The following is a 24,438-nucleotide window of genomic DNA, read 5'->3' as shown; positions in this document are numbered from 1 at the left end:
GCAACAGGGGTGCGTTTCGGTCTGTTTCGGGTGGTGCGGGCGCTGTACTGGGCGGGTTCGTGATCGAGGCGGAGGTTCCGTGAGCACCATTGATGTCTGGCAGGCCGTCGTCCTGGGGGTCGTGGAGGGGTTGACGGAGTTCCTGCCGGTGTCGTCCACGGGGCACCTGAAGATCGCCGAAGGGCTGATGGGGATTCCGGTGGACGACCACTCGGTGGTCGGTTTCACCGCCGTGATCCAGGTCGGGGCCATCGCGGCGGTGCTCGTGTACTTCCGCAAGGACATCTGGCGGCTCGCGTCGGCGTGGGTGCGGGGCGTGACCGGACGCGGCCCGCGGGACGCGCGCGACTACAGGTTCGCGTGGTGGATCATCTACGCGACGATCCCGATCGTGCTGGTCGGGCTGCTCGCCAAGCCGCTGATCAAGGGGCCGCTGGCGTCCCTGTGGGTGGTGGCGGCGTCGCTCGTCGTCGGCAGCGGGCTGATGTGGGCGGCCGAACGGTACGGGCGGCTCCAGCGCGGCGAGGAACAGGCGACGCTGACGGACACGATGCTCGTCGGGTCGTCGCAGATCCTCGCGCTGCTGTTCCCGGGCTTCTCCCGATCGGGCGCGACGATCTCCGTCGGGCTGCTGCGCGGCCTGGACCGGCAGGCCGCCACGCGGCTGTCGTTCTTCCTGTCGATCCCGGCACTGACCGGCGCGGGCGTCTACGAGCTGAAGGACGCGGCGGGCGGCGACACCTCGATCGCCGCGCTCGTCGTCGGCACGGTGGTGTCGTTTATCGTCGCCTACGCGTCGATCGCGTGGCTGCTCCGCTATGTCGCCCGGCACACGTTCACGGCGTTCATCGTGTGGCGCCTCGTCGTCGCCGCCGTGCTGGCCGGGCTGCTCGCGTCCGGCACCCTGGCCGCCTAGGGCGCGACGCCCTCCAGCAGCCGGATCGCCGACAGCGCCAGGACGAGTTCCACCAGGTCGCGCGGGCGGGCCAGCACGCACCCGGTCAGCGACTCGATCCGCCGCAGCCGGTTCAGCACCGTGTTGTGGTGGCAGTACAGCAGCGCCGCCGCGCGGGCGGCCGAGCCGTCGCAGTCGAGCCACGTCGCGAGCGTGGTGAGCAGGACGTCGCGGTACCCGGCCTCGACCTGGAGCAGCGGGCCGAGCCGGACGCGGCCCAGCCGGGCGCCGAGTTTCGGCTGCGAGATGAGCAGCGCGTCGGGCAGGCGGCGGTCCAGGACGGCGATGTCGACGCCGTCGGTCCAGCAGGTGCGCAGCGCGACCTCCGCGAGCCAGCGCGCGGTGCCCAGCTCGGCCAGCGACTCCACGACCGGGCTCACCCCGGCGTGCGCGCGGACGTGCGGACGCAGCGCCTCCACGACCTCGTCCAGTTCGAGTGAGCCGAGGTCGACCAGCGCGACCTGGGTGTCCGCGCGCAGCCGCCACAGGAAGCGCGGCGCCGCAGCGGTCGCCGGGCGCGGCACCTCGTCCTGCTGGCCGAGGATGACGACGGCGTACCGGCCCCGGGCGGGCAGCCCGAGCACCTCGGTCGCGGTGGTGAGCAGGTCGCCGTCCGCGCCGCGGCCCTCCAGCAGCGCGTCCAGGATGGCGTGCCGCCGCTCGTCGCTGCGCCGCATCAGGTCGTAGCCGGTGCGGTGGTACGCCTCGACGACGGCGGTGGACTGCTCCTCGATCGTCTGCCAGGTGCGGGTGGCCTGCCGGACGAGGATCGGCACGTAGGACGGGTCGTCCTGCGCGACGACCTCGACGACCGACTCCCAGAACACCCGCCCGGCCAGCCGGTACGAGCGCAGGAGCTGGTCGAGCGGCTGCCCCTGCTCGGCGCGGCGGCGGCCCAGGCGCGCCGCCCAGTCCAGGTCGGTGCGGCCCCGGCTCGGCGACAGGATCGCCTCGACGCCGTGGCTGAGGCCCACGTGGCACAGCTTCCACAGGTCGTCGCGCATCCCGGTGGGACGCGCCCACGTCTCCCCGGTGACGATCTCGGCGGCGAGCCGGTCGGCCAGATGGGGCAGCCGGTCCGAGAGAAGGCGGGCGGCCTGGCGCATGACCTCGGCGCCCTGACGGTCGGTGGACGTGGTCACGGTGGGCATGGCGGCCTCCCGGGGCGGGGTGGCCGTTCATAGTGCCAGGGATCACACCGGCGAAACCAGAGGTGCGCGCACGTGACTGTGAGTCTTCACAATCCGCCGCCCCGCGGGTTGCCCTTACTCCCTGTCATAGAACACCGCTCTAGACCGATGTTCCCGCAGCGTGCTGGTCTGTGCCCCCCGACCCCACCCCCTTGAGGAGGCATCGTGCGAGCTCCGCCAGCCCTGGACGTCACCGGACTGACGGTCGACTACGGCCCCGTCCGGGCGCTGCGCGACGTCTCGCTCACCGTGCCGGACGGCGGTCTGGTGGCGGTGCTCGGCGCCAACGGCGCCGGGAAGTCCACCCTGCTGCGGGCGATCTCCGGTGTGCTGCCCTACTACGGCGGTTCCATCCGGTCCGGCGACGTGAAGCTGCACGGCGACTCGCTGCGCGGCCGCCGCGCCGACCAGATCGTCGGGCGCGGCGTCGTGCAGGTGCCCGAGGGACGGCAGATCTTCGGCCGGATGACCGTGGGCGAGAACCTGCGGGCGGGCGCGCTCGGCGCCCGCGACCGGCGCCGCGTCGCGGACGCGCACGGCCGCGTCCTGGAGCTGTTCCCGGTGCTGGCCGAGCGGGAGAAGCAGCGGGCGGGACTGCTGTCGGGCGGTGAGCAGCAGATGCTGGCGATCGGCCGCGCGCTGATGGCCGATCCGAAGGTGCTGCTGCTGGACGAGCCGTCCCTCGGCCTCGCCCCGATCATCATCGAGCGCATCGCGGCGACGATCACCGAGATCAACGCGGCGGGCATCGCGGTGCTGCTCATCGAGCAGAACGCGGCGCTGGCGCTGGAGCTGTCGCAGCACGCGTACGTGCTGGAGATCGGCAAGGTCGCGCTGGACGGCGCGTCCGCCGAGCTGGCCGAGTCGCAGGACGTCCGCGACCGCTACCTGGGGGTCTCATGAGCGTCCCGGAACTGGCGGTGCGCGGGCTGACGGTCCGCTTCGCCGGGATCACCGCGCTGGACGACGTGTCGTTCACCGTCGCCCCGAAGACGCTGCACGCGGTGATCGGCCCCAACGGCGCGGGCAAGTCCACGTGCTTCAACGTGCTGTCGGGCGTCTACCGGGCGACCGAGGGCAGCGTGACGTTCGGTGACGCCGAGCTGACGAAGCTGCCGCCGCACAAGATCGCCTCGCTGGGCGTGGCGCGGACGTTCCAGAACCTCGCGCTGTCGGACTACCTGACGACCGCCGCGAACCTCCAGCTCGGCCGCCACCGGCTGACCAGGACCGGGTTCGTGACGGCCGGGCTGCACCTGCCGTCGGCCCGCCGGGAGGAGCGCGCGCAGGCCGACAAGGTGCGCGAGGTGGCCGAGTACGTCGGCATCACCGAGCACCTGCCGCTGCCGGTCGGGCTGCTCCCCTACGGCGTCCGCAAGCGCGTCGAGCTGGCGCGGGCGCTGTGCCTGGAGCCCCGGCTGCTGCTGCTGGACGAGCCCGTCGCCGGGATGAACGGCGGCGAGCGGCGCGCGATGGTCGAGACGATCGGCCGCGTCCGCGAGGTGATGGACCTGTCGATCGTGCTGGTCGAGCACGACATGGCCCTGGTCGGGCGGCTCGCGGACGAGGTGACCGTGCTCGACTTCGGCCGCCGCCTCACCACCGGCACGCCCGCCGAGGTGCGGCGCCATCCGGACGTGATCCGCGCCTACCTCGGCAAGTCCGCCGAGGAGGACCCGGCCGCCGCGCCGCGCACGAACGACACGCCCGCGCAGGGCCAGGGAGAGAACCCATGAGCGGGCTGATCGAAGTCCTCGTGAACGGCATATCGAGCGGTGCCGTCTACGCGTTGATCGCGCTCGGCTTCGTCATCATCTTCAAGGCGACCGAAGTGATCAACTTCGCGCATCCGTCGCTGCTGCTCGCCGGCGGCTACGCGGTCGCGGAACTCCACGACGACATCGGCTTCTGGCTGGCGCTGCTCGTCGGCATCGCGACGACGGCGGTGCTCGCCGCGCTCGTCGAGATGCTGGTGCTGCGGCGGATGCGGGGCAGGGACCACTCGGTGCTCAGCATCGTGACGATCGGCGTGGACATCGTCCTGACGGTCGAGCTGGCGCGCCGCATCGGCACCCGGGTGCTGCCCATCGGGGACCCGTGGGGCAGCGCCGTCGTCCGCTTCGGGGACGTGACGATCGCGCAGACGCGGATCGCGGCGATCGTCGTCGCGTTCGTCGCGATCGCCGCGTTCCTGCTGGCGTTCAAGTACACCTCGTGGGGCGTCGCGATGCGCGCCACCGCCGAGAAGCGGGAGACGGCGGCGCTGATGGGCGTCCGGCTCGGCCGCGTGTCGGCGGGGGCGTGGGCGGTCGCGGGCGTGTTCGCGGTGCTCGCCGCCGTGTTCCTGTGCGTGTTCCCGACGCCCGGCCTGGACCGGACGGTGTCGTTCGCGGCGCTGAAGGCGCTGCCCGCGGCGGTCCTCGGCGGCATCGACTCCACCACCGGCGCGCTCGTCGGCGGCCTGCTCATCGGCATCACCGAGGCGGCCGTCATCGGCTACCAGGGCGACATCGGGCTGTTCAGCCACGGCTTCGCCGACGTCGCGCCCTACCTGGTGATGATCGTGGTCCTGCTGGTCCGTCCGGCCGGGCTTTTCGGCACCCGGGAGGCCGCCCGTGTCTAGGAAACTGCTGTGGGTCGGCGCGGCCGTCCTGCTCGTCCTGCCGCCGTTCTATCTCGACGCGTTCTGGCTCCAGTCGGGCCTGTTCGCGATGAGCGCCGCCATCGGCGCGATCGGCCTCAACGTGCTGACCGGCGCCGCCGGGCAGCTCTCCCTCGGCCACGCGTTCTTCCTCGCCCTCGGCGCCTACGGCTACATCTGGCTCGCGGGCGGCGACGAGCGCACGGCCGGGATCGAACTCACCGGGCTCGGCCTGCCCACGCTGCTCGCCGCCGTCCTCGCGGTGCTGCTCGCGGGCCTGGTCGGTGGGCTGTTCGCGCCGCTGGCCGGGCGGCTGCGCGGCGCGTCGCTCGGCATCGCGACGCTGGCGCTGGTGTTCCTCGGCCAGCACGTGCTGTTCCGCGCCGAGGGCGTGACGGGCGGCGCCAACGGACGCGACGTCCCGCCGCTCAACGTGTTCGGGCTGGAGTTCGCCGACTCCCCCGAGCCCGTCCTGGTGCTCGGCATCCCGTTCAACGGGCTGGAGAAGCTCTGGTTCCTCGGCCTGGTGCTGCTGGCGGGCGCCGCGTGGTTCGCGCGGGGCGTGCTGGCGTCGCGGCCCGGCCGGGCGCTCAACACGATCCGCGACCACGAGATCGCCGCGGGCGCGCTCGGCGTCCCGGTGGCGCGGACGCGGGCGGCCGCGTTCGTGCTGTCGTCGATGTACGCGGGCCTCGCCGGTGTGCTGTTCGCGCTGATCTACCGGCGGACGGTCCCGGACACGTTCGGGCTCGCGCTGTCGCTCGACTACCTGGCGATGATCGTCATCGGCGGGCTCGGCACGGTCGGCGGCGCCGTCCTCGGGGCCGTGTTCGTCTCGATGCTCCAGCCGCTGCTCACCCGCTACGCCGACGGCATCCCGTTCGTCGCCGCGTCCGGCTCGGCCGGGCCCTCCCCGGCCGAGGCGGCGCGCATCATCTACGGCGTCGTGTTCGTCGCCGTCCTGCTGTTCCTTCCCACCGGGCTGGCCGGCGGCCTGTCCCGGCTCACCTCCCGGCTGCGGCGCCGCCGCCCGGGCACCACCCCGAATCCCCCCGCCTCCAACCCCAGTCGCGAGGAGTCCACCGCATGAACACCACCTTCCGGCGCGGTCGCGCCGCGGCCGTCGCCGCCGTCACGATGTCGCTCGTCCTCGCCGCCGCCGCCTGTAGCGGCAAGGCGTCCGAGGGCGGCGGCGACGGCGACGTCAAGACCGGCCCCGGCGTCACCGACGACAAGATCACCGTCACCGCGCTGACCGACCTGACCGGCGTCTACGCGGCGCTCGGCAAGGGCGTCACGCAGGCGCAGAAGCTGTACTTCGACGGGCTCAACAAGCAGGGCGGCGTCTGCGGACGCGACGTCGAGCTGGTCGTCCGCGACCACGGCTACGACGTGCAGAAGGCGCTGGCCGCCTACAGCGAGATGGCGCCGAAGTCGGCGGCGATCCCGCAGCTCATCGGGTCGCCGATCACGATGGCGCTGCGCTCGCGGATCGAGAACGACAAGCTCCTGACGATCCCGCAGGCGTGGGCGCACACGCTGCTCGGCAGCAAGTACGTGCAGGTCACCGGCACGACGTACGACATCGACATGATCAACGCGATCTCGTTCCTGCGCGACAAGCAGGGCGTGAAGTCCGGCGACACGATCGGGCACCTGCGGCTGGAGGGCGACTACGGGCAGAGCGCGCTCGCGGGCGTGAAGTACGCGGCCGAGAAGGGCGGGCTCAAGGTCGCCGAGCAGCAGGTCAAGCCCACCGACGCGGACATGACCGCCCAGGTCGCCGCGTTCCGCCGGGCGAACGTCAAGGCGATCCTCGTCAGCGTCGCGCCCCGCCAGGCCGCCTCGCTCGTCGGCGTCGCGGCGGCGTCCGGGCTGAAGGTGCCGATGGTCGGGTCGAACTCGGCGTTCGCGCAGCAGCTCCTGGCGACCCCGGCCGGGCCCGCGTTCGAGGCGTCGTACTACATCGCCCAGGCGTCGCCGCCGATCAGCGCCGACGTCCCCGGGCTGAAGAAGCTCGCCGCCGACTACCAGGCGGCCTACAAGGGCGAGCCGCTCGACCTGTCCGTCGTGTCCGGCTACAGCACCGCCGCCGTCATCGGCGAGGCGCTGAAGCGGGCCTGCGCGAAGAAGGACCTGACCCGCGAGGGCATCGTCAACGCCCACCGCGACGGGACGACCGTGGACCTCGGGCTCGGCCTGCCCAAGGAGGACTACACGCAGTGGACCAAGGCCGCCGCGCGGGCGACCTACATCAGCCGCCCGGACAAGAACGTGCTGGGCGGCACCAAGGTCGAGGTCGCGTCGTTCGAGTCGCCCGAGGCGAAGTCGTACGACCCGCCCGCCGGCTGACCCGTCCCCCGCCCCGGTCGCGCCCGCCCTCCTCGGGCGCGACCGGGTGTCGCCGGACGCGCGCTAGGAGACGACGCGCGTTCCGTCGCGGCGGCGGCGGCCCACGTAGGGGCCGGAGTCGCGGGACGGCTGGTCGGTCGGCTTCGGGTCGACCTGCGGCGGGGAGAAGGACACGACGCGGCGGCGTCCCGGCGTCGGCGGCTCCGGCTCGGCGGCGGGCTCGCGCTCGGCCGCCGCCGCACGGCGGCGCTGGTGCCGGGGGAAGGCCAGCACGGCGAGCGCGGCGAGCACGACGCTCCCGCCGCGCAGCAGCGTGACCGCGAGGTCGTCCGGCCAGGGCTCGCCGAGCAGCAGCGTCGAGGAGATCAGCAGGTGCGCCTTCGCGGTGACGGTGAGGACGGTGACGAGCACCGTCAGCCGGCACCGCTGGAGCCCGATCGACAGCAGCCCGATCCCGAGCACCCCGGCGAGCAGGAACACCCACGGGTACGGGGTCGCCCACAGTTCGGTGTGGCCGTCCTCCAGCAGCAGCGCCATGCCGAGCCCGAACGTCTCGGCGGTGCCGAGCAGCGCGCCCGCGCCGATGCCGTGGGCGATGCCGGTGAGGGCGCGGGCGTGCCGCCCGGCGGCGACGCGGTCGCGCAGCGAGAACATCCACCACGGCAGCACCAGCGACGGCACCAGCACGACCGCGACCGCCCACAGCGGCGGGACGGGCGGCACGTCCGGCCGCTCGACGCCGCCGAGCAGCGGCCCGGGCGCCAGGACGACCGAGAGGGCCGAGGTCGCCATCGCCGCGACGACGACGATCATCGCGAACCATTCCCGTGGCGTGAGCCGTTCACCGAACCGGACATATCCGAGGACGAGCAGAACGATGAGACTTCCCGCGTACGCGGGCAGCGCGCTGGCGATGGGCAGGGTGAGCAGGGCGAGGTCGGCCATCACGAACCCGGCCACGAGGATGAGCAGCCCGAACACCCAGCGGCCGTTGCCCGCGACGCGGGCGATGGTCTCCAGGGGGCGGCGGGCGGCGAGCGGTCGCATCTGGTCGGCGGCGGACTTGAACAGGACGAACGCGATGACGAAGACCACCTGTGCGGTACAGGCCAGAACCGGCGCTGTCATGGGCACCCCCGGGGTGGGACTCGATGAGCCTTGAGGTGGGGCCCGGCCCGCAAGCCGGACGAAAGGCTTATGCACGGATGGTGACATATGCCACCCCGGTAATAATCAACCCTGATGACGGAGAAAAAGTACGTCCTGTGCGTCCAGGTGAGTAATCCGGGACTGGGGTTTTTTGTTTCCGCACGGCAGGGAAAGGCGGGAGGGTAGTAACGTTGCGGTGGGTCCTCGTCCGCCGGTGTGCCTCCACCGACGGCGCACCCGTCCCCGAAAAATCAAGATCAATATGCGCAGCGCGTTGCCGATGACGCACCGTAGGTGAATGATTGCAACGCGTTCCCTATCCCGCAGAGTGGTGATCCAGTGACACTCGGTCCGTCCGCCCGCGCCCGCGCGACGTCCGCGCCCGCCCGACCCGGCCGTCCGCCCGCCGGCGCGCCGGGCCCCCGGCCATGACCGCGCCCATGGAGCGCATCGGCGACCGGCTGACCTTCCCCGGCGAGCGGATCGCGGGCCAGCAGGCGCGCCGCGCCGTCCGCGACCGCGCCGCCAAGGTCATCGCCGACGACGACGCCCTCGACGACCTCGAACTGATGAGCGCCGAGGCCGTCGCCAACGCCGTCCTGCACGGCTCCGGCCCGATCGACGTGGACGTCCTCGGCGACGGCGCGTCCCTGCGCGTCGAGGTGCGCGACCGCGGCCCCGCCGAGAGCGAGGAGGACGGGCAGACCCGCATCGACCACGGCCGCGGCCTCATGGTCATCGACGCCCTCGCGACCGCCTGGGGCCTGGAGTACGACTCCGCCGGCACGACCCTCTGGTTCGCCCTGGAACTCTAGGCGTCCGGCTCGGCGAGCACCCGCCGCAGCACCTTGCCGGTGGCGTTGCGGGGCAGCTCGTCGCGGAAGTGGACGTCGCGGGGCACCGCGAAGCGCGCGACGTGCTCGCGGACATGGTCCTTGACGTCGTCGGCGGTGAGCGCGCCGGCGTCCGGGGCCAGGACGATGTAGGCGGCGAGGCGCTGGCCGAACTGCTCGTCGGGCACACCGACGACGACGGCCTCCGACACCTGCGGCAGCTTGAGGACGACCTCCTCCACCGCGCTCGGGAAGATGTTCTCGCCGCCCGACACGATCATGTCGTCGTCGCGGCCGTCGACGGTGAGGCGCCCGGCCGCGTCCATGTGACCGAGGTCGCCCAGGCTCATCATGCCGTCGTGCATCTCCTTGGTCGCGCCGCTGGTGTAGCCCGCGAACAGCAGCTCGTTGGCGGCGAAGATGCGGCCCGTCTTCCCGGGCGGGACGGGGTTGCCCTCCGAGTCGAGGATCGCGACGCGGGTGCCGGACGGCGCCCGTCCGGCGGTGCCGGGGACGGCGCGCAGGTCCTCGGGGTTCGCGATCGTCACCCAGGACGCCTCCGTCGACCCGTACAGGTTGTAGAGGACGTCCCCGAACCGGTCCATGAACTCGGTGGACAGCGCGCCGGGCAGCGCCGACCCGCTCGCCGCGACGATGCGCAGCGCCGAGGTGTCGTAGGCGTCGATCGTCTTGGCGGGCAGGTCCAGGACGCGGCGCAGCATCACCGGCACGACGACCAGCGCCGTCGCCTTGCTCTCCTGAAGGCCGCGCAGCGTCTCCTCCGGGTCGAAGCGGCGGCGCAGCACGATCGTCGTGCGCAGCGAGATCGCGATCTGGAGCATCGCGTAACCCCACGTGTGGAACAGCGGCGCCTCGATGAACACCGTGTCGTGCACGCGCAGCGGAATCCGGGACAGGATCGACGCGAGCGGGCTCAGGCCGGGCTTGGAGTGCCGGTCGGCGCCCTTGGGGGTGCCCGTCGTGCCGGAGCTGAGCATGATCGTCCGGCCGGACTTGGCGGGCGGCTCGATGACGGCGTCGGGCGTGGACTCGATGAGCGCGTCCAGGCTCGGGTCGGGGCCGCCGGCCGTCAGCGTGTGCACGCCCTCGGGCAGGGCGGCGAGGAAGTCGGCGAACTCGTGGTCGGCGACGACGACGTCGACGTTCTGCTGCTTGACGACGTCGACGAGCTGCTCGGTGCTCATGCCGGTGTTGAGCAGGACGACGTCGGCGCCGCGCTTGCTCGCGCCGACGAGCACCTCGATGAAGCCGCGGTGGTTGCGGCACAGCAGGGCCAGCCGGGGCGGCTCACCGAAGCGGCCGAGGGCGACGGCGAGGCGGTCGGAGCGGGCGTCCAGCTCACCGAAGGTGATGGCGCCGTCATCGTCGAGGACGGCGACGCGCTCGGGGTCGCGGGCGGCGGCGGACACGAAGGACCCGCCGACGGTGGTGCCCCAGCGCTTGAGCGCGCCGAGCTGGCGGACGACGCGGCGCGGCGGGCCCGGCTTCCACAGCCCGCTGCGCGCGAACATCCCGCCCACCCGCGCCGCCGACCTCGTCCGGTCGCCCATGTCCGATCCGCTCATGTTGCCGTTCACCGCCGTCCGCCCAGGAGCCAGCGGCCCGGCCGTCCCGGGTCCGCCCCTAGACGCTAGGCGAACGGGAGGTGGCGTATCTTCGCCGCCGGACCAGGTGTTATCTGGCGATTTTGTCAATGTGCTGACAAGTACGCCCGGCCGGACGTGTAGCCGACAGACTATTGTTCACGTCGGCAGCACCCTTTCCCGGCAATTGCGCGCCCGGCGACAAAGCGCTGATCTTGCCCGCCGTTAGGATGGCCGCCATGGCCGACGACGACTCCGACCCCCCAGGCCGCGCGTTCCGGCGCCTGCCGTCGTCCCGCCGCCGTGAGGAGATCATCGCCGCGGGCGTCGAGGTCTTCGGCCACCGGCCCGAACCCGACGTCTCCATCGACGACGTCGCGGCGGCCGCCGGGACGTCCCGGTCCTCGGTCTACCGGTACTTCGACGGCAAGAACGAGCTGTACGCGGCGGTCGCCGACCGCGTCGGCCGCGACCTGACGGACCGCCTGGAACGCGCCACGGGCGACACCCCGTCCGCGCTGCTCATGGCTCGGCTGACCCTGTACTTCGACTTCGTGGAGCAGTACGCGGGCGGCTACGCGGGCATTCTCGGCATCAGCGACACCCGCGCGCCCGACGGCGCGCTGGCCGCCGCCCGCGCCGTCCGCGACCGCATCTGCGCGCTGACCTACCGCACCCTGGACGTCACCGACCCGAGCCCGCTGCTGGAACTGACCGTCCGCGCGTGGATCGCGAGCGTCGAGTCGGCCGGCGTCCAGTGGCTCGCCACCCGCACCCCGCCCCGCCGCCACATCGAAACGACCCTGGCCGCCCAGTTCATGACCCAGCTCGTCGCGGCCTCCCCCCTGGACCCCCTGTGCGCCGACCGCGTCACCTGGCTCTTGGGCACCGAACCCCCCGACTCCCCCCTGGCCGCCCTCATCCAGGCCATCACCACCACCTTCGACCGCCGCACCGTCATCCACCTGGCAGCCCTCCTCGCCGCCCCCTCCTGAGCCGGTGGCACGGTGTAGCACCGCATGGCACACCCGGTCTATCATGGGCGCTATGAGCGCTCAGCCCGAGGTCACCCAGCGGGACCTGCGCAGCCGGTCCAAGGAGATCATGGACGCGGTCGAACGCGGACAGGCGTTCACCGTCACGCGCGACGGCCGCGAGATCGGTGCGCTGGTCCCCCTGCGGCGGCGTCGCCGGTTCGTTCCGCGCACGGAGTTCGCGGCCATGTCCGCCAACGCCCCCGCCATCGCCCTGGACGCGTTCCGGGCCGACCAGGACGCGGTCGCCGACCACGACGCGGGCGACCCCTATGAGCGCTGAACCACACGCGCAAGGGCTCCTCGACACCAACATCATGATCCTGCGTAGCTGGATCGACCCGGCGGAACTGCCCGACGAGATGGCCATCAGCGCGATCACGCTCGCCGAGCTGTCGGCCGGTCCGCACGAGGTCCGGCGCAACGAGGACCAGGCCGTCTACGACGAGCATGTCGAACGGGCGCGGCGCCTGGACGTGCTCCAGCGGGCCGAGAACGAGTTCGACCCCATCCCGTTCGACGTCGAGGCCGCCCGGATCTACGGCCGGGTGTGCGCGGCGGTGGTCGCGGCGGGGCGTAAGCCACGGCGCCCGATCGCCGACCTGATGATCGCCTCTGTCGCCATCGCCGAGGGGCTGCCCCTCTACACCACCAACCCGCAGGATTTCCGGGGCCTGGACGACCTGCTCACCATCGTCCCCGTCACCCGACCCGACATCGCCTCGTAGCGGACACCGGGAGGCCGGGGACGGCGGCGCCGGTAGCGTCGGCCCGTCAGCGGGTCGGGGTGGGGGCGTGGCGGGCGTGGAGGATCATTTCCAGTTCCAGGGAGTGGTCCGGGTCGCGGAGGGATTCGCCGAAGAGTTCTTCCAGGTGGCGGAGGCGGTAGCGGACGGTCTGCGGGTGGACGTGCAGGCGGGCCGACGCCTCGGTGGCGTTGAAGTTGCACTCCAGGAGCGACAGCAGGGTCTCCGAGAGGCGTTCGGCCTGGGCCTCGGACAGGTGGTGGAGCGGGGCCAGGCGGGCGTCGGCCGCGTGGTGGATGAGGGTCTCGGCGCCAAAGATGACCAGGGTCGGGACGTGGTCCATGCAGCGCACCACGTCCGAGGCGGGCAGCCGGCCGCGGCGGGCCAGTTCGAGGCCCTGACGCGCCCAGCGCAGCGACTCCGGCGCCTGGTCCGGCGGCAGCGTGGGCCCCGCCACGACGATCCAGTCCCCCAGCAGCGCCTCCAGCACGCGGCCGCGTCCGGGCCCGTCCGGGTCGGGCAGCAGCAGGCACGGTTCGCGGCGGACGAGGTCGACCAGGACGTCCGGCGGCAGCGTCGGCGGGTGGACGCCCCGGTCGCGCCGGGGGTGCAGGACGACGGCGGCGAGGGTGCGGGGCAACGTCCACCCGGCGTCGGCCGCCGCGTCGGCGATCGCGGCCGCGTCGCCGCCCCCGAGCAGCACGCTCGACAGCCGCGCCCGGCGGCGCCGCAGCCCCTCGGCGCCGTGCGCGGACTCCTCCTCGTATCCGGCGGCGATCTCGGCGGCGACCGCGTCCATGTAGCCGAACTGCGCCTCGGCGATGCGGCCGAGCGTCACCCGGTCGACGTCGAGGGTGTCGGCCAGCGCGATCAGCGTCCGCCAGACGGTCTGCGCCGCGCGGCGCAGCGCGCGGTGCGTCTCCTCGGGGTCGGCGCCGCGGACGGCGAGGTCGCGGCCCTCGGCGCGGTAGGCGCGGGCGATCTCGGGCCAGGCGCTGCCGGGGTCCTCGACGAGGTCGTAGAACCGGCGCAGCGCGGCGAGCAGGGTGGCGCGGGCGGCGGAGTCGAGGGGGTCGTCGGCCGCCGCGGCGACGAAGGGGCGGATGCGGCGGATGAGGTCGCGGGGGATGGCCTCGAACGGACGGACGTCGAGCACGGGGTGGGGCATCGACCGACTCTCCTGCACGGTGGGGACCGATGTGACACGTCGAGTCCCACTAGGATGCAGCAGGCGTCCGGAACACGGTTGTCAGCCGGGCACAGCCTTCGCCCGTCGAATTCACCTCTGGATGCCAACGTGCCGGAGAAGTGCCAGCTCAACGCTGAGCCGCGCCCCCGCCCCCAAAACGGAGAGCCGAACCCCTTATGAGACGCCGTGTCCTACAGGGGCCGTCGCATACCGGGCGTGCAGGATCAGCTCCATCTCCAGGCACCGACGCGGATCGCGCAGGTCATCGCCGAACAGGTCCTCAAGCTGCCGCAGGCGGTACCGCACCGTCTGCGGGTGCACGCGCAGCCGCCGCGACGCCCGCGCCGCGTTGAAGTTGTGCTCCAGCAGCGCCTGCAACGTCTCGGTGAGCCGGTCCCGCTGCGCGGGCGCCAGGCCGTCCAGCGGCGCGAGCCGGGTGGACGCCGCGTCGTCGATCAGCTCCCCGGCGCGGAACACCACGAGCGACGGCAGATGGTCGGCGCTGCGGATCAGCCCGTTGCCGCCGAGCGCGCCGCGCCGCGCCAGCGTCAGCGTGTCCCGCGCCCAGCGCAGCGACTCGCGGGCCCGCGCCAGCGGCACCGTCGGCCCCACCGCGACGATCCAGTCCCCCAGCAGCGGCTCCAGCAGCCCCGCCCGCTCGGGCAGGTCCGGGTCGGGGACGAGCAGGTGCGGCTCGGCCATCCCGAGGTCGGCGAGCACCTCGGCGGGGACGGGCAGCACCGGCCGCGCGGCCGCGTCCCGCGCGGCGGGCGTCGGCCGGACGGCGACCGCGACGGCCGCGACCGTGCGCGGCAGCGGCCAGCGCGCCTGCTCGGCCAGCGACGCGATCCGGTCGCGTTCGCCCGGCGGCTCCCCGAGCAGCAGCGCCAGCAGCCGCGCCCGCCGCATCCGCGCGTCGCGCGCGGCGACGCCGTGCTCGGCCCGGTACCCCTCGGCGATCTCGGCCGTGACGGCGTCCAGGTAGGCGAACTGGGCCTCGACGACGAGCAGCACGTGGTCATGGTCGTGGTCGAGGATGTCGGTGAGGCTCGCCAGCCCCCGCCAGGCCGCCAGCGCCGACCGGCGCAGCACCTGGTGCGACTCGGCGAGGTCGCGGCCGTCGCGGGCGAGCTGCCGCCCGACGGCACGGTAGAACGCGGCGACGCGCCCCCAGCCGGTGTCGGGGTTCTCCAGCAGGTCGCAGAAGTGCGCCATGCCGGCGACGATCCCGGCCCGCAGCCGCATCCGGCGCGGCCCGTCGCTCGGCGGCGGGACGACGCCCTCGCCGTCGCCGTCACCGACGAGTTCGCGGAGCAGTTCGTCGGCGGCGTCCTCGATGGCGGGCCGCAGCCGTGTCCCCACCCAGCCGGGGATGGCCTCGAACGGACGGCAGTCGAGTGCGGTCACTGATCACTCCCCCGAAGGCGGCTGATTACCGTGTTCAGCGTGGCGCATCGGCGCTCTGGGCGGTTGTGTGCGGGGTAAGACCTTCGGGACCGACCTGGACAGGCGAGTGACAAAACCGGTGTCGGGGTGACAAACGCGAGAACACCCGCCCGCCCCCGGGAGATGGGGACGGACGGGTGCCCGGTGCCCTGACGCGGCGGACGAACCGCGTCAGGACGTCTTCGCGAGGATCACGACGTCGACGCCTTGCACGCCGGGGCCGTGTCGAACGCCTGAGTCAGCTTCGGGTCGGCCCGCAGGTCTTCGCGCGGACCCTGGTAGGTCGCCGCGGGGACCATGACCTTCGACAGCTTGCTCAGTTCCTTGGACAGCTCGGCCTTGTCGTTGACGTCGGCCTTCTTCAGCTCCTCCCGCGCCTTGCCCAGCGACTCGCGGGTCTCGGTGAGCTTGGCGAGCGCCTTGTCCACGGTGGGCTGCGCGCCGTCGACGGGCGGGGCACCGGCGCTCTTCAGCCCGGTCTCCATCGTCTCCAGCCGCTTGCCGACCTGGTCGAGGAACAGTTCGATGTTCGCCTTGTACTTCTGGGTGTCGGCATCGACGGCCGGCAGGGCGAGCTTCTGCCCGTTGATGCCGATCGAGGTGCAGACCTTGTCGGCCCAGGCGACCTGGGGGGACTGCTTGGGCTCGTCATCGCCACCGCAGCCGGTGAGGCCGGTGCCGACGGCGGCGGTCAGAACCGCGCCGATGATCAGACGCCGCATGGTGTTCTCCTTAGGCTTCGCAGTTGGGGGTGGGGTTCTCGCCGGCGAGCCGGGCGGCGATGTAGGCGAGGGCGTCGGCGTTGCCACGGCCGACTCCGGTGATGTGGTCGACCTCGTAGGTCTTCCAGGTGACGTTCACCTTGGCCGCGCAGTAGGCGGTCCGCAGCTCGGACGCCTGGCCGTAGGCGACGATGTCGTCCTTGGTGCCGTGGTACTGGAACACCGGCACCTTGGGCGGCAGCGAGCCCAGCTTGTTCTCGGCGACCCGGGCGAGCCACGGCGCGTCGAGGAACGGGGACTTGGTCAGGTAGTCGGCGGTGCGCTTGCCCGCCCACTCGGTGAGGATCTCCAGCGTGCAGGTGTCCTTCGGCATGTCCGTGAACGCCTTGCGACCGGCCTCGGTGAAGTACTGGTCGAGCTTGAGGTCGGCGTAGGCGTTGTCCAGGCCGATGAGCGCGTAGGCGAGGAACCCGAAGCCGCGACGGCCGTTGAGCGGCAGCGCGACCTTGGTCAGGTCGGACGGGACGCCGCCCGCGACGACGGCCGTGAGCTTCAGCTCGGGCGCGTACTCGGCCTGGAGCTGCCCGGCCCACATGGCGGCGCCGCCGCCCTGGGAGTAGCCGCGGAAGAAGACCGGCGACTCGGCGTTCAGCTTGGCGGCGGGCAGCCGCTGCGCGGCGCGGACGCCGTCGATGAGCGCGGGGCCCATGGCCTTGCCGGTCATGTACGTCGTCTTGACCTCGGGCTTGTAGCCCTCGTAGTCGGTCATCGCGACGGCGTAACCGGCCTTCAGCATCCCGTTGACGGCGGACTGCTCGTAGAAGGCGCCCTGGTCGAGGAACTTGGACGGCGCGCACCGGAACGCGGGACCGCTCGTACCGGGACCGAACCCGATGACGGGGGCCTTGGCCGGGTCGGCGCCCTTGGGAACCAGGACGCTGCCGGTGACGGCGTTGCGCTTGCCGAGCGCGTCCGTCGACAGGTACATGACCTGCCAGGCGTCGGCGAGGCTGCGCGCGGCCGGCGGGCCCGCCTTGGACGGGCGCCAGCGGATGACGTCGCCGGGCTTGCCCTCGGGCAGCGGGGACGGCGGCACGTAGAACGCGTCACCGGCGGGGGCGGGGTCGTCGGGGGCGGCGGACGCGACGCCGTTCAGCGACGCGCCGACCAGGACGGCGCCGACCGCGAGGGCGGCGAGGCGGCGGCAGCGGGCCGCCAGGGATGAGCCGTTCATCGGTCGTGGCTCCTTCACTGGCCCTGCGGCCGGGGCTGGGGGGTGAGGTCCAGGTCGAGGGTGTTGCCCGCGCCGGCGGTGAAGGCGCTGAGCAGCGGCGTCAGCAGGTCGCAGTCCTTGAGGCCGGACAGCTCGTACTCGCCGGTGAGCTTGCCGCCCTTCTCGAACGTGAAGGCGCCCTGGGAGGTCAGCTTGATCGCGGAAGGCTTCTCCGTGCGGCAGTTGGCGCCGCCGCCGAGCGGGATCGCGCCGAAGAGCTGGAACGTGGGCAGCTTCGTCTGCACCGTGGTGTTCGCGACGACCTTGCCGCCCTCGATCGTGCCGGTGACCTTGCCCTGCGGTTCCAGGACGATCCCGGCCCGCACCGGCAGGAAGCCGAGCACCTTGAAGTCGCCCTGCGTCGGGTTGAGGACGAGCGTGCCGGAGAACTCACCGGCGGACTGGAGGCCCACGTCGATCGCGCCGACGAGCGGCGCCGTGCCGTTGGCGGCCTTGACGGACGTCGAGCCCTTGATGGCGAACGACCCCTCGGGGTGGTCCGGGGGGTACTTCTCGGTGCGCACGGTGACGGGCGCGCTGGGCTGCGAGACGTTGCCGGCCTTGTCCTTGGCGCGGACGCGGAACGCGTACTCGGTGTCGGCGGTGAGTTCGCCGACGGTCGCGTTCGGCGCGGTGGAGGTGGCGACGACGTTGCCGGACGAGTCCAGGACCTCGTAGCCCGCGACGCCGGACCCCTCGTCGGTGGAGGCGGTCCAGCTCAGGGACGCGGTCGTGGTGGTGGCCTTGGCGGTCACGCCGGACGGGACGGACGGCGGCACCTTGTCCTCGCCGCCGTTGCCGTCCTCGTAGACCTCGACGGTGGCGAGCGTGACGTTCTGGCCCTCGTCCAGGGTGCACTCGGACTCGAAGGTCTCCAGGCCGGTCGGGGTGCCGTCGGCGAGGCGCGGCGTCAGCGTCAGCACGAGCCCGCCGAGGTTGATCTTCGCCTGGCCGGGCTTGCTGAACCGGATGGGCGGCGTCTTGCCGGGGGCGCTGATCTCGAAGCCGCCCGAGGCGGGCAGCTCCTTCTTGGCGAGGGTCGCGGGCACGCGCACCGGGACGTTGCCCTGCGGCGCGACGACGGTGACGGACGCGTGCGCGGTGCCCTCAAGGGTCTTGGAGCCGACCTCGCGCAGGCCCTGCGCGGACTTCTCGCCGACCGTCGACAGGGTCTCCACGTTGATCGCGGGCATCGACTCGCCCACCTTGGCGCGCTTCGGCACGTCGGAGTCGATCTTGACGGTGAGGGGCTGCGCGCCGAGCAGCGGGAACTGGCACTGGTACTTCAGCGTCAGCGACACGGGATCGGCGGCGGCCGGGGGTGCGGCCACGACACCGGCGACGCCGAGGGCGGCGGCGGCCGTGACGGCCGCGGCGGTCCGGAACCGGCGCGGCGGGTTCTCGACTCTCACAGTTACCTCTCGTCACCGAAGGGGGCGCGGGATGGACGGGCGGTCCGGGGGGTTCAGGGAGATCGGCCCCCGCCCGGAGGCGGGGGCCGATCAGTGTTCACGACCGGAGAACCGGTGCGTCAGGAGAGCGTCAGCCCTTGGCCTTCGGCGTCAGGTCCAGGTCGAGGGTGTTGCCCTTGCCCTGCGTGAAGATCGAGAGGATCGGGGTGAGCAGGTTGCAGTCCTTGATCTCGGACAGCTCGTACTCGCCCTTGAGCTTCCCGCCCTTGAGCGGCTGGAAGTTGCCCTCGGACTTCAGGGTGATGTCGGACGGCTTGGCCGTCTGGCAGTTCTCGCCGCCACCCAGGGGGATGGCGCCGAAGAGCTGGAAGGTCGGCAGCTTCACGAGCACCTTGGTGTTCGCGACGAGGTTGCCGCTCTTCAGCGAGCCCGTGACCTTGCCCTGCGGCTCCAGCTTGATGCCGGCCGTGACCGGGAGGAAGCCGAGGATCTTGAAGTCACCCTTGGTGGGGTTGAGCTTCAGGTCACCGGTGAACTCGCCGGTCTGGAGCTTGAGGTTGGCGTCGATCTCGCCGTCGAGGGGAGCCTTGCCGTTCGGCGCCTTCACGAAGGTCGAGCCCTTGATGGTGAAGCCGTAGTCAACGCCACCGGGGGGGTTGGTCGGGTCCGGCGAGGGCTCACCGGTCGGGTCCGGCGACGGCTCGCCCGTGGGGTCGGGCGACGGCTCACCGGTCGGGTCCGGGGAGGGGTCCGGCGAGGGCTCGCCCGTGGGGTCCGGGGAGGGGTCCGGCGACGGCTCGCCCGTGGGGTCCGGCGACGGCTCGCCCGTGGGGTCGGGCGACGGGTCCGGCGACGGCTCGCCCGTGGGGTCCGGCGACGGGTCCGGCGACGGCTCGCCCGTGGGGTCCGGCGACGGCTCACCGGTCGGGTCCGGGTCGACCGGGCCGCTGACGATCTCGGTGTTGGCCAGGACGGTGTTCTGTCCGGGCTTGAGGGTGCACTTGACGGCCTTCATCGAGATCGCGCCGTCGTCCTCGTCCGGCACTTCGATCTCGGCGCCGGTGTCGTCACGCGGCGTGATGTTCAGCACCAGGTTGCCGACGGTGACCTTGGCCGGGCCGGGCTTGTTGAAGCGGATCGAGGGCGCCGAACCGGTGCCCGTGATCGTGAACGCCTCCATCTCGGTGGGGACGTTCGTCTTCTCCAGCTTCACCGGGACCTGCACCGGGACGCGTCCCTGCGGGGCCTCCACGGCGGACTCCGCCTTGGCGGAACCCTCCAGGGTCGCCGCGCCGATCAGGCTGAGGCCACCCCAGGTGTCCTCGTTGATCGTCGAGATCGCCGTGATGTCGATCTTCGGGATCGGCTTGTTGACTTCGACCTTCTTGGGGATGTCCGACTTGATGTGGACAGCCAGGTCCTGCGACCCGATGAGCGGGTACACACAGGTGTAGTTCAGCTTCAGCTCGACCGGGTCCGCGGACGCGGAACCCATGCCGGCGAAGCTCACGCCGGCCGCGGCGATCGAAGCGGCGGCCACGGACGCCAGGGTGGTCCTGACCCTCACGGACTTCTTCTTGGGGTTCACTCGCTACCTCTCGCGTTGCGAAGAAACGGGTGTCTCGCCGGCGCCAGGTTCACCTCCAGGCAGCCGATGGACGTTGGCGGGGCGGGAGCACTCGGTGCGGGAACCGCGGCCGAGCGGAAGGCCAACCTGCGGGGCGTCCGGTAGCCGTTCGCCGTTCGGAATTCCCGTACGACTGCGGCTCCTCCGTCGGTGTTCCTTCGTTGGCGCAAACTATCCAGCGCCCGGCGAACGGGTCCACACCTTCTCCGGAGAGCTGGGAAATTTCATAAGTAGTGAGTGACACAGGCCACTGCCGCTATCGGGAGGCGCGAACGACCGGCAGGTCACAGTGACCATCGCAACTCGACCGGCGTTCAATTCTTCGCGTTCGAGTGCCAAAAAACGCTTCGATTTTGTCGGGGCCGGAGCACGCGGGACGACCGGCTCGGGACACCCCGGCCGCCCTCGACGGGCCCGCGCGGGCCGCGCAACGCGCCGTGAGCAGCGGCACCGGGCGGGTGCCCCGCGCGGTGTGCGGCACCGTGCGTCCGCGAACGGCCACGCTCGGCACTTGACGCCCCCCGCCGCCGGCGCGGGACGCCTCGGACCCCGTCCGCGTGCGGAAATGCGCCGATTCCGCGCCTTGACAGGCCCGGCCGCGCGCTGTGCCGCGCGGAGGCGGCACGGGCACGGTCGGCGCGGCCAGAGCACGGACGAGAGCGCGCACGGGGCGCAGGGGACGTGTGGGGGACGACGGGCGGGATGACCGGCCTACGCCTCGCCAGAGGCCGCCACGTGCCCGAGACCGGCGCGTGACGCCTACCGGTCCGGAGCGCCGGGCCGGGCCGCGAGAACGCGAACGGCCCCCGCCGCACGAGGCGACGGGGGCCGGACGGTCACGTCCCGGAACGGGAAGCGTCAGGGGCGGTTCAGCCCTTGGGCTTCGGCGTCAGGTTCATGTCGATGGTGTTGCCCTTGCCCGCGGTGAAGACCGACAGGATCGGGTTGAGGATGTTGCAGTCCTTGATGTTGGACAGCTCGTACTCGGCCTTGAGCAGACCACCCTTGAGCGGGTTGAAGTTCTCCACCGACTTCAGCGTGATGTCGGAGGGCTTCTCGGTCTGGCACTGGTCGCCGCCGCCGATCGGGATGGCCCCGAAGAGCAGGAAGACCGGCAGCTTCGTGATGATCTTGGTGTTGGCGACGAGGTTGCCGTTCTTCAGCGTGCCCGTCACCTTGCCCTGCGGCACCAGCGCGATGTCGGCCTTGACCGGCAGGAAGCCCAGGATCTTGAAGTCACCCTGGGTGGGGTTCAGCACCAGGTCGCCGGTGAACTCGCCGGTCTGGAGCTTGAGGTTGGCGTCGATCGTGCCCGAGAGCGGCGCGGTGCCGTTCGGGGCCTTGACGAACGTCGAGCCCTTCAGCGTGAAGCCGTAGTCGACGCCACCACCGGGGTTGGTCGGCGTGGGCGTCGGCGTCGGGGTGTCCGACGGCGTCGGCGTGGGGGTGGGCGTGGGGGTGGGCGTCGGCGTCGGGGTGTCCGACGGCGACGGCGACGGCGTCGGCGACTGCGTCCCGCCGCCGTCGACGATGTTGACGTTGGCCAGGACGGTGTTCTGTCCGGGCTTGAGGGTGCACTTGACGGCCTTCATCGAGATCGCGCCGTCGTCCTCGTCCGGGACCTCGATCTCGGCACCGGTGTCGTCACGCGGCGTGATGTTCAGCGTCAGGTTGCCGACGGTGACCTTGGCGGGACCCGTCTTGTTGAAGCGGATCGAGGGCGCCGAACCGGTGCCCGTGATCGTGAACGCCGCCATCTCGGCCGGGACCTTCGTCTTCTCCAGCTTCACCGGCACCTGCACCGGCACGCGTCCCTGCGGCGCTTCCACCGCGGACTCGGCCTTGGCCGAGCCCTCCAGGGTGGACGCGCCGATCAGGCTCAGGCCGCCCCAGGTGTCCTCGTTGATCGTCGAGATCGCCGTGATGTTGATCTGGGGGATCGGCTTGTTGACTTCGACCGACTTGGGGATGTCCGACTTGATGTGGACGGCCAGGTCCTGCGCCCCGATGAGCGGGTACACACAGGTGTAGTTCAGCTTCAGTTCCACGGGGTCCGCGTGCGCGGTCCCGGTGGAGACCGCGCCAACGAGACCGGCGGCCAGCGTGGCGGCGGCCGCCGTCGCGAAGGTGGTCCTCACCCTCGCGGTCTTCTTCTTCGCGTTCACTCGCTACCTCTCGCATGCAAGAAAACGGTGCATCCTCCTCGGCGCCAGGCTGGGGGGAGACCCGGACCTGTGGGTGGCCGCTGGATGCTTGGAACGAGCGGGGAAACGACCGGCGGATCGCCGGCCGGAAACTCCTCGTTCGGGGTCGTCCGAAGCGCCGCGGGAGACGCCGTACTCAGCGTTTCCGCGCCGCTTCCACCGGTACATCGGGGCTTCGTGGCGAAACGTATGCCGGAGCCGGGCCGGTGGTCCATGCATTTCCGCGATGCCGAGAAAACTTCATGACTTGTGAGTGACGCAGACCACTCGCACTGTCCTGGCCGCGCGTCGGCGTGTCGCCCGGCGGCCCCCCGGCCTGGCGCGGGACCATTACCTACTGGTCAGTAATGCGTCTTCTTGAACCATATTTCATCACCGGACGCGTCTTTTCCGAGCCGGACGCGGGCGGCGCGGCTTTCTTGTCACCACACGCGTGTCTGAGCCCTCCGCTTTGTTCCCAGACCATACGGAACATCCTCCGGACGCGGGTTAGCGTCAGCGTGTCCTGGATCACGGACGGCCCGGAGCGCGGGGGTCACGACGTTCAACGCGCTCCAGCCCGCCGTCCCGCGATCCCTGCACGAACCGGCCGGACGGCCGGGGACGCGCCGGGTGGCACCCCACATCCCGTCGCGAACCCCGCCGCTCCGCCGGTGCAGTGGAGGTGTCCCACAATGGCTCGAACCCTCGACCAGAGCCCGCTGACGGCGGTCCCTGGGCGCCCGGCGTCGCCGCTCCCCCGGCGGCTCGCCCAACTGATGCGGCCCGAGCTGCCCAGCCTGGCCGACGAGATCGTCACCGAGATCCGCCGCGCGATCCCCGAGTACGCGCGGCCCATCGACGGCCCGTACGGGCAGGTGCTGCGCGCCAGCGTCCGGCAGGCCCTGACCGCGTTCGTGGACCGGGTCGCGGCCGCGCCGCAGCCCGCCCCGCATCGCGACGGCGCCCGCCGGCTCGGGGAGTACGAGGCGCTGGAGGGCCGCAGCCTGGACACGTTGCAGGCCGCGTACCGGATCGGCGGGCAGGTCGCGTGGCGGCGCGTCATGAAGGTCGCGCCCCGCTACGACATCTCCTCGGCCGTCATGTCCCGGCTGGCCGACGCGCTGTTCTCGTTCATGGACGAGCTGGCCGCCCACTCCCTGGAGGGCTACCTCGCCGCCCGCTCGCACCCCGTCGCGGCGCTGGACGAGCGGCGCCGCCGGCTGCTGCGCGTCCTGCTGGACGGCGCGGCGGCGCCCGGCCCGGCGATCATGGAGCTGGCCGAGGCGGCGGAGTGGACGATCCCCGACGAGGTGACGCTGGTGACGCTGCGTCCCGGCGCGGGGTTCGTCCGCAGCGTCCTGGACGACGACCTGCTGCTCGACCTGGACGGCGCGGAACCCCATCTGATGTTCCCCGGCCCGCCGACGCCGCAGCGCCGCGCGATGCTCGCGGCGGCGTTCCCGGGCCGCCGGATCGCGGTCGGCTCGGCGGTGCCGCCGTCGCGCGCGCCGGACTCGCTGCGCTGGGCGCGGCAGGCGCTGACGCTCGCCGACGAGGGCGTCATCGCGGCCGACGGCCCGGTCGTGAACTGCGACGACCACCTGGTGACGCTGTGGCTGCTGGCCGATCCGGCGCTGCTGGAGCGGCTCGCGGCGCAGACGCTCGGCGTGCTGCCGTCGATGACGGCGGGCCAGCAGGACCGGCTCACCGAGACGCTGCGCACGTGGCTGGTGACGCGCGGCACGGCGGCGGAGATCGCCGCGCAGCTCCACATCCACCCGCAGACGGTCCGGTACCGCATGCGCAAGATCGAGCAGACGCTCGGGGACGAGCTGGCCGACCCCGACTACCGCTTCGGCATCGAGGCCGTGCTGCGCGCGATGGAGCTGCGTCAGCGGGCCGTGCACCAGAGCCGCCAGCAGTCCGGTCCCCGTCCGGCGCCGCGCCGGACCGCCCCGCCGATGGCGCACGCCGTCCGCGCGGCGGGGCCCCGCCGCCGCGCCTGACCGTCGTCCCCCGGCCCGGCCCTCCGGGGCCGGGGGAACGGTTTCCCCTCCGCCGTCCGGCCCGATTCTCTCG

General features: G+C 72.3%; 21 protein-coding genes. 11 read left to right on the top strand and 10 right to left on the bottom strand.

The window, feature by feature from the left end; all coding sequences use genetic code 11:
• Positions 1 to 79 precede the first annotated feature (79 nt).
• The gene (locus C229_RS0108270; RefSeq protein WP_018654603.1) at positions 80 to 916 is read left to right on the top strand and encodes an undecaprenyl-diphosphate phosphatase; all 837 of its coding nucleotides are present in this window, start codon (positions 80 to 82) and stop codon (positions 914 to 916) included.
• Here the strand turns inward: C229_RS0108270 and C229_RS0108265 are convergent.
• Positions 913 to 2,106, bottom strand: a complete 1,194-nt coding sequence (locus C229_RS0108265) for a PucR family transcriptional regulator (RefSeq protein WP_018654602.1) — start codon at positions 2,104 to 2,106, stop codon at positions 913 to 915. The genes C229_RS0108270 and C229_RS0108265 overlap by 4 nt on opposite strands.
• A gap of 204 nt (positions 2,107 to 2,310) precedes the next feature.
• Between C229_RS0108265 and C229_RS0108260 the strand changes: the two genes are divergently transcribed.
• The 5 genes from C229_RS0108260 to C229_RS0108240 are packed head-to-tail and all read left to right on the top strand — an operon-like array spanning position 2,311 to position 7,138.
• Positions 2,311 to 3,048, top strand: coding sequence for an ABC transporter ATP-binding protein (locus C229_RS0108260; RefSeq protein ID WP_018654601.1), 738 nt, complete (start codon positions 2,311 to 2,313; stop codon positions 3,046 to 3,048).
• Complete coding sequence (locus C229_RS0108255; protein WP_018654600.1) at positions 3,045 to 3,881, top strand: ABC transporter ATP-binding protein; 837 nt, start codon at positions 3,045 to 3,047, stop codon at positions 3,879 to 3,881. The genes C229_RS0108260 and C229_RS0108255 overlap by 4 nt, the downstream gene beginning before the upstream one ends.
• On the top strand, positions 3,878 to 4,768 hold the full coding sequence (locus C229_RS0108250) for a branched-chain amino acid ABC transporter permease (protein ID WP_018654599.1): 891 nt from the start codon (positions 3,878 to 3,880) through the stop codon (positions 4,766 to 4,768). The genes C229_RS0108255 and C229_RS0108250 overlap by 4 nt, the downstream gene beginning before the upstream one ends.
• Positions 4,761 to 5,876, top strand: coding sequence for a branched-chain amino acid ABC transporter permease (locus tag C229_RS0108245; RefSeq protein WP_018654598.1), 1,116 nt, complete (start codon positions 4,761 to 4,763; stop codon positions 5,874 to 5,876). Before C229_RS0108250 ends, C229_RS0108245 begins: the two co-directional genes overlap by 8 nt.
• Positions 5,873 to 7,138 (top strand): ABC transporter substrate-binding protein, encoded by a 1,266-nt coding sequence (locus tag C229_RS0108240; RefSeq protein ID WP_018654597.1) that lies wholly within the window; start codon positions 5,873 to 5,875, stop codon positions 7,136 to 7,138. The genes C229_RS0108245 and C229_RS0108240 overlap by 4 nt, the downstream gene beginning before the upstream one ends.
• 63 nt (positions 7,139 to 7,201) lie before the next feature.
• Here C229_RS0108240 and C229_RS0108235 read toward each other — a convergent pair whose 3' ends face one another.
• Positions 7,202 to 8,266 carry a DMT family protein gene (locus tag C229_RS0108235; protein WP_026313569.1) on the bottom strand — a complete coding sequence of 355 codons (1,065 nt, stop codon included), beginning with the start codon at positions 8,264 to 8,266 and terminating at the stop codon, positions 7,202 to 7,204.
• A 449-nt stretch (positions 8,267 to 8,715) separates the two neighbouring features.
• On the opposite strand from C229_RS0108235, the gene C229_RS0108230 reads away from it, so the two are divergent.
• Positions 8,716 to 9,102, top strand: a complete 387-nt coding sequence (locus C229_RS0108230) for an ATP-binding protein (protein WP_240487125.1) — start codon at positions 8,716 to 8,718, stop codon at positions 9,100 to 9,102.
• Here C229_RS0108230 and C229_RS0108225 read toward each other — a convergent pair.
• Positions 9,099 to 10,706: an AMP-binding protein gene (locus C229_RS0108225; protein WP_081639809.1), complete on the bottom strand. Its 1,608-nt coding sequence runs from the start codon at positions 10,704 to 10,706 to the stop codon at positions 9,099 to 9,101. The two genes, C229_RS0108230 and C229_RS0108225, sit on opposite strands and share 4 nt — an antisense overlap.
• A 257-nt stretch (positions 10,707 to 10,963) precedes the next feature.
• Between C229_RS0108225 and C229_RS0108220 the strand changes: the two genes are divergently transcribed.
• Genes C229_RS0108220 through C229_RS0108210 form a run of 3 tightly spaced genes read left to right on the top strand, consistent with a single transcriptional unit; the run spans position 10,964 to position 12,486 of the window.
• Positions 10,964 to 11,719: a TetR/AcrR family transcriptional regulator gene (locus tag C229_RS0108220; protein ID WP_018654593.1), complete on the top strand. Its 756-nt coding sequence runs from the start codon at positions 10,964 to 10,966 to the stop codon at positions 11,717 to 11,719.
• Positions 11,720 to 11,771: 52 nt separating this feature from the next.
• A complete protein-coding gene (locus C229_RS0108215) occupies positions 11,772 to 12,041 on the top strand; it encodes a type II toxin-antitoxin system prevent-host-death family antitoxin (RefSeq protein WP_018654592.1) in 270 nt (89 codons plus the stop codon).
• On the top strand, positions 12,031 to 12,486 hold the full coding sequence (locus tag C229_RS0108210; RefSeq protein ID WP_026313567.1) for a type II toxin-antitoxin system VapC family toxin: 456 nt from the start codon (positions 12,031 to 12,033) through the stop codon (positions 12,484 to 12,486). The genes C229_RS0108215 and C229_RS0108210 overlap by 11 nt, the downstream gene beginning before the upstream one ends.
• A 46-nt stretch (positions 12,487 to 12,532) precedes the next feature.
• Here the strand turns inward: C229_RS0108210 and C229_RS0108205 are convergent, their stop codons facing one another.
• The 7 genes from C229_RS0108205 to C229_RS34130 all read right to left on the bottom strand — a co-directional run bounded on the left by C229_RS0108205 (position 12,533) and on the right by C229_RS34130 (position 22,311).
• Positions 12,533 to 13,672, bottom strand: coding sequence for a helix-turn-helix domain-containing protein (locus C229_RS0108205; RefSeq protein ID WP_018654590.1), 1,140 nt, complete (start codon positions 13,670 to 13,672; stop codon positions 12,533 to 12,535).
• 195 nt (positions 13,673 to 13,867) lie between these two features.
• Complete coding sequence (locus C229_RS0108200) at positions 13,868 to 15,100, bottom strand: PucR family transcriptional regulator (protein ID WP_018654589.1); 1,233 nt, start codon at positions 15,098 to 15,100, stop codon at positions 13,868 to 13,870.
• A gap of 230 nt (positions 15,101 to 15,330) precedes the next feature.
• Complete coding sequence (locus C229_RS0108195) at positions 15,331 to 15,861, bottom strand: hypothetical protein (RefSeq protein ID WP_018654588.1); 531 nt, start codon at positions 15,859 to 15,861, stop codon at positions 15,331 to 15,333.
• A gap of 10 nt (positions 15,862 to 15,871) precedes the next feature.
• Positions 15,872 to 17,095, bottom strand: coding sequence for a lipase family protein (locus C229_RS0108190; protein WP_018654587.1), 1,224 nt, complete (start codon positions 17,093 to 17,095; stop codon positions 15,872 to 15,874).
• A gap of 14 nt (positions 17,096 to 17,109) precedes the next feature.
• Positions 17,110 to 18,546: a fibronectin type III domain-containing protein gene (locus C229_RS0108185; RefSeq protein WP_018654586.1), complete on the bottom strand. Its 1,437-nt coding sequence runs from the start codon at positions 18,544 to 18,546 to the stop codon at positions 17,110 to 17,112.
• 130 nt (positions 18,547 to 18,676) lie between these two features.
• Positions 18,677 to 20,041, bottom strand: a complete 1,365-nt coding sequence (locus tag C229_RS0108180) for a DUF6801 domain-containing protein (RefSeq protein WP_155884649.1) — start codon at positions 20,039 to 20,041, stop codon at positions 18,677 to 18,679.
• A gap of 1,001 nt (positions 20,042 to 21,042) precedes the next feature.
• Positions 21,043 to 22,311 (bottom strand): DUF6801 domain-containing protein, encoded by a 1,269-nt coding sequence (locus tag C229_RS34130; RefSeq protein ID WP_026313564.1) that lies wholly within the window; start codon positions 22,309 to 22,311, stop codon positions 21,043 to 21,045.
• A gap of 740 nt (positions 22,312 to 23,051) precedes the next feature.
• On the opposite strand from C229_RS34130, the gene C229_RS0108170 reads away from it, so the two are divergent.
• Positions 23,052 to 24,365 (top strand): helix-turn-helix domain-containing protein, encoded by a 1,314-nt coding sequence (locus tag C229_RS0108170; protein ID WP_018654584.1) that lies wholly within the window; start codon positions 23,052 to 23,054, stop codon positions 24,363 to 24,365.
• Positions 24,366 to 24,438: the final 73 nt, after the last annotated feature.

The organism is Actinomadura flavalba DSM 45200, from assembly GCF_000374305.1.
Taxonomy (GTDB): Bacteria; Actinomycetota; Actinomycetes; order Streptosporangiales; family Streptosporangiaceae; genus Spirillospora; species Spirillospora flavalba.
The sequence above is the reverse complement of the archived record's forward strand: the minus strand, read 5'-3'. Positions and strand labels throughout refer to the sequence as shown.

Bases quoted from the DNA above. Each gene is read 5' to 3' on its own strand.
- C229_RS0108265 (WP_018654602.1), bottom strand. From the start codon at position 2,106: ATGCCCACCGTGACCACGTCCACCGACCGTCAGGGCGCCGAGGTCATG.
- C229_RS0108255 (WP_018654600.1), top strand. From the start codon at position 3,045: ATGAGCGTCCCGGAACTGGCGGTGCGCGGGCTGACGGTCCGCTTCGCC.
- C229_RS0108250 (WP_018654599.1), top strand. From the start codon at position 3,878: ATGAGCGGGCTGATCGAAGTCCTCGTGAACGGCATATCGAGCGGTGCC.
- C229_RS0108240 (WP_018654597.1), top strand. From the start codon at position 5,873: ATGAACACCACCTTCCGGCGCGGTCGCGCCGCGGCCGTCGCCGCCGTC.
- C229_RS0108235 (WP_026313569.1), bottom strand. From the start codon at position 8,266: ATGACAGCGCCGGTTCTGGCCTGTACCGCACAGGTGGTCTTCGTCATC.
- C229_RS0108230 (WP_240487125.1), top strand. From the start codon at position 8,716: ATGACCGCGCCCATGGAGCGCATCGGCGACCGGCTGACCTTCCCCGGC.
- C229_RS0108225 (WP_081639809.1), bottom strand. From the start codon at position 10,706: ATGAGCGGATCGGACATGGGCGACCGGACGAGGTCGGCGGCGCGGGTG.
- C229_RS0108220 (WP_018654593.1), top strand. From the start codon at position 10,964: ATGGCCGACGACGACTCCGACCCCCCAGGCCGCGCGTTCCGGCGCCTG.
- C229_RS0108215 (WP_018654592.1), top strand. From the start codon at position 11,772: ATGAGCGCTCAGCCCGAGGTCACCCAGCGGGACCTGCGCAGCCGGTCC.
- C229_RS0108210 (WP_026313567.1), top strand. From the start codon at position 12,031: ATGAGCGCTGAACCACACGCGCAAGGGCTCCTCGACACCAACATCATG.
- C229_RS0108205 (WP_018654590.1), bottom strand. From the start codon at position 13,672: ATGCCCCACCCCGTGCTCGACGTCCGTCCGTTCGAGGCCATCCCCCGC.
- C229_RS0108195 (WP_018654588.1), bottom strand. From the start codon at position 15,861: ATGCGGCGTCTGATCATCGGCGCGGTTCTGACCGCCGCCGTCGGCACC.
- C229_RS0108190 (WP_018654587.1), bottom strand. From the start codon at position 17,095: ATGAACGGCTCATCCCTGGCGGCCCGCTGCCGCCGCCTCGCCGCCCTC.
- C229_RS0108180 (WP_155884649.1), bottom strand. From the start codon at position 20,041: ATGGGTTCCGCGTCCGCGGACCCGGTCGAGCTGAAGCTGAACTACACC.
- C229_RS0108170 (WP_018654584.1), top strand. From the start codon at position 23,052: ATGGCTCGAACCCTCGACCAGAGCCCGCTGACGGCGGTCCCTGGGCGC.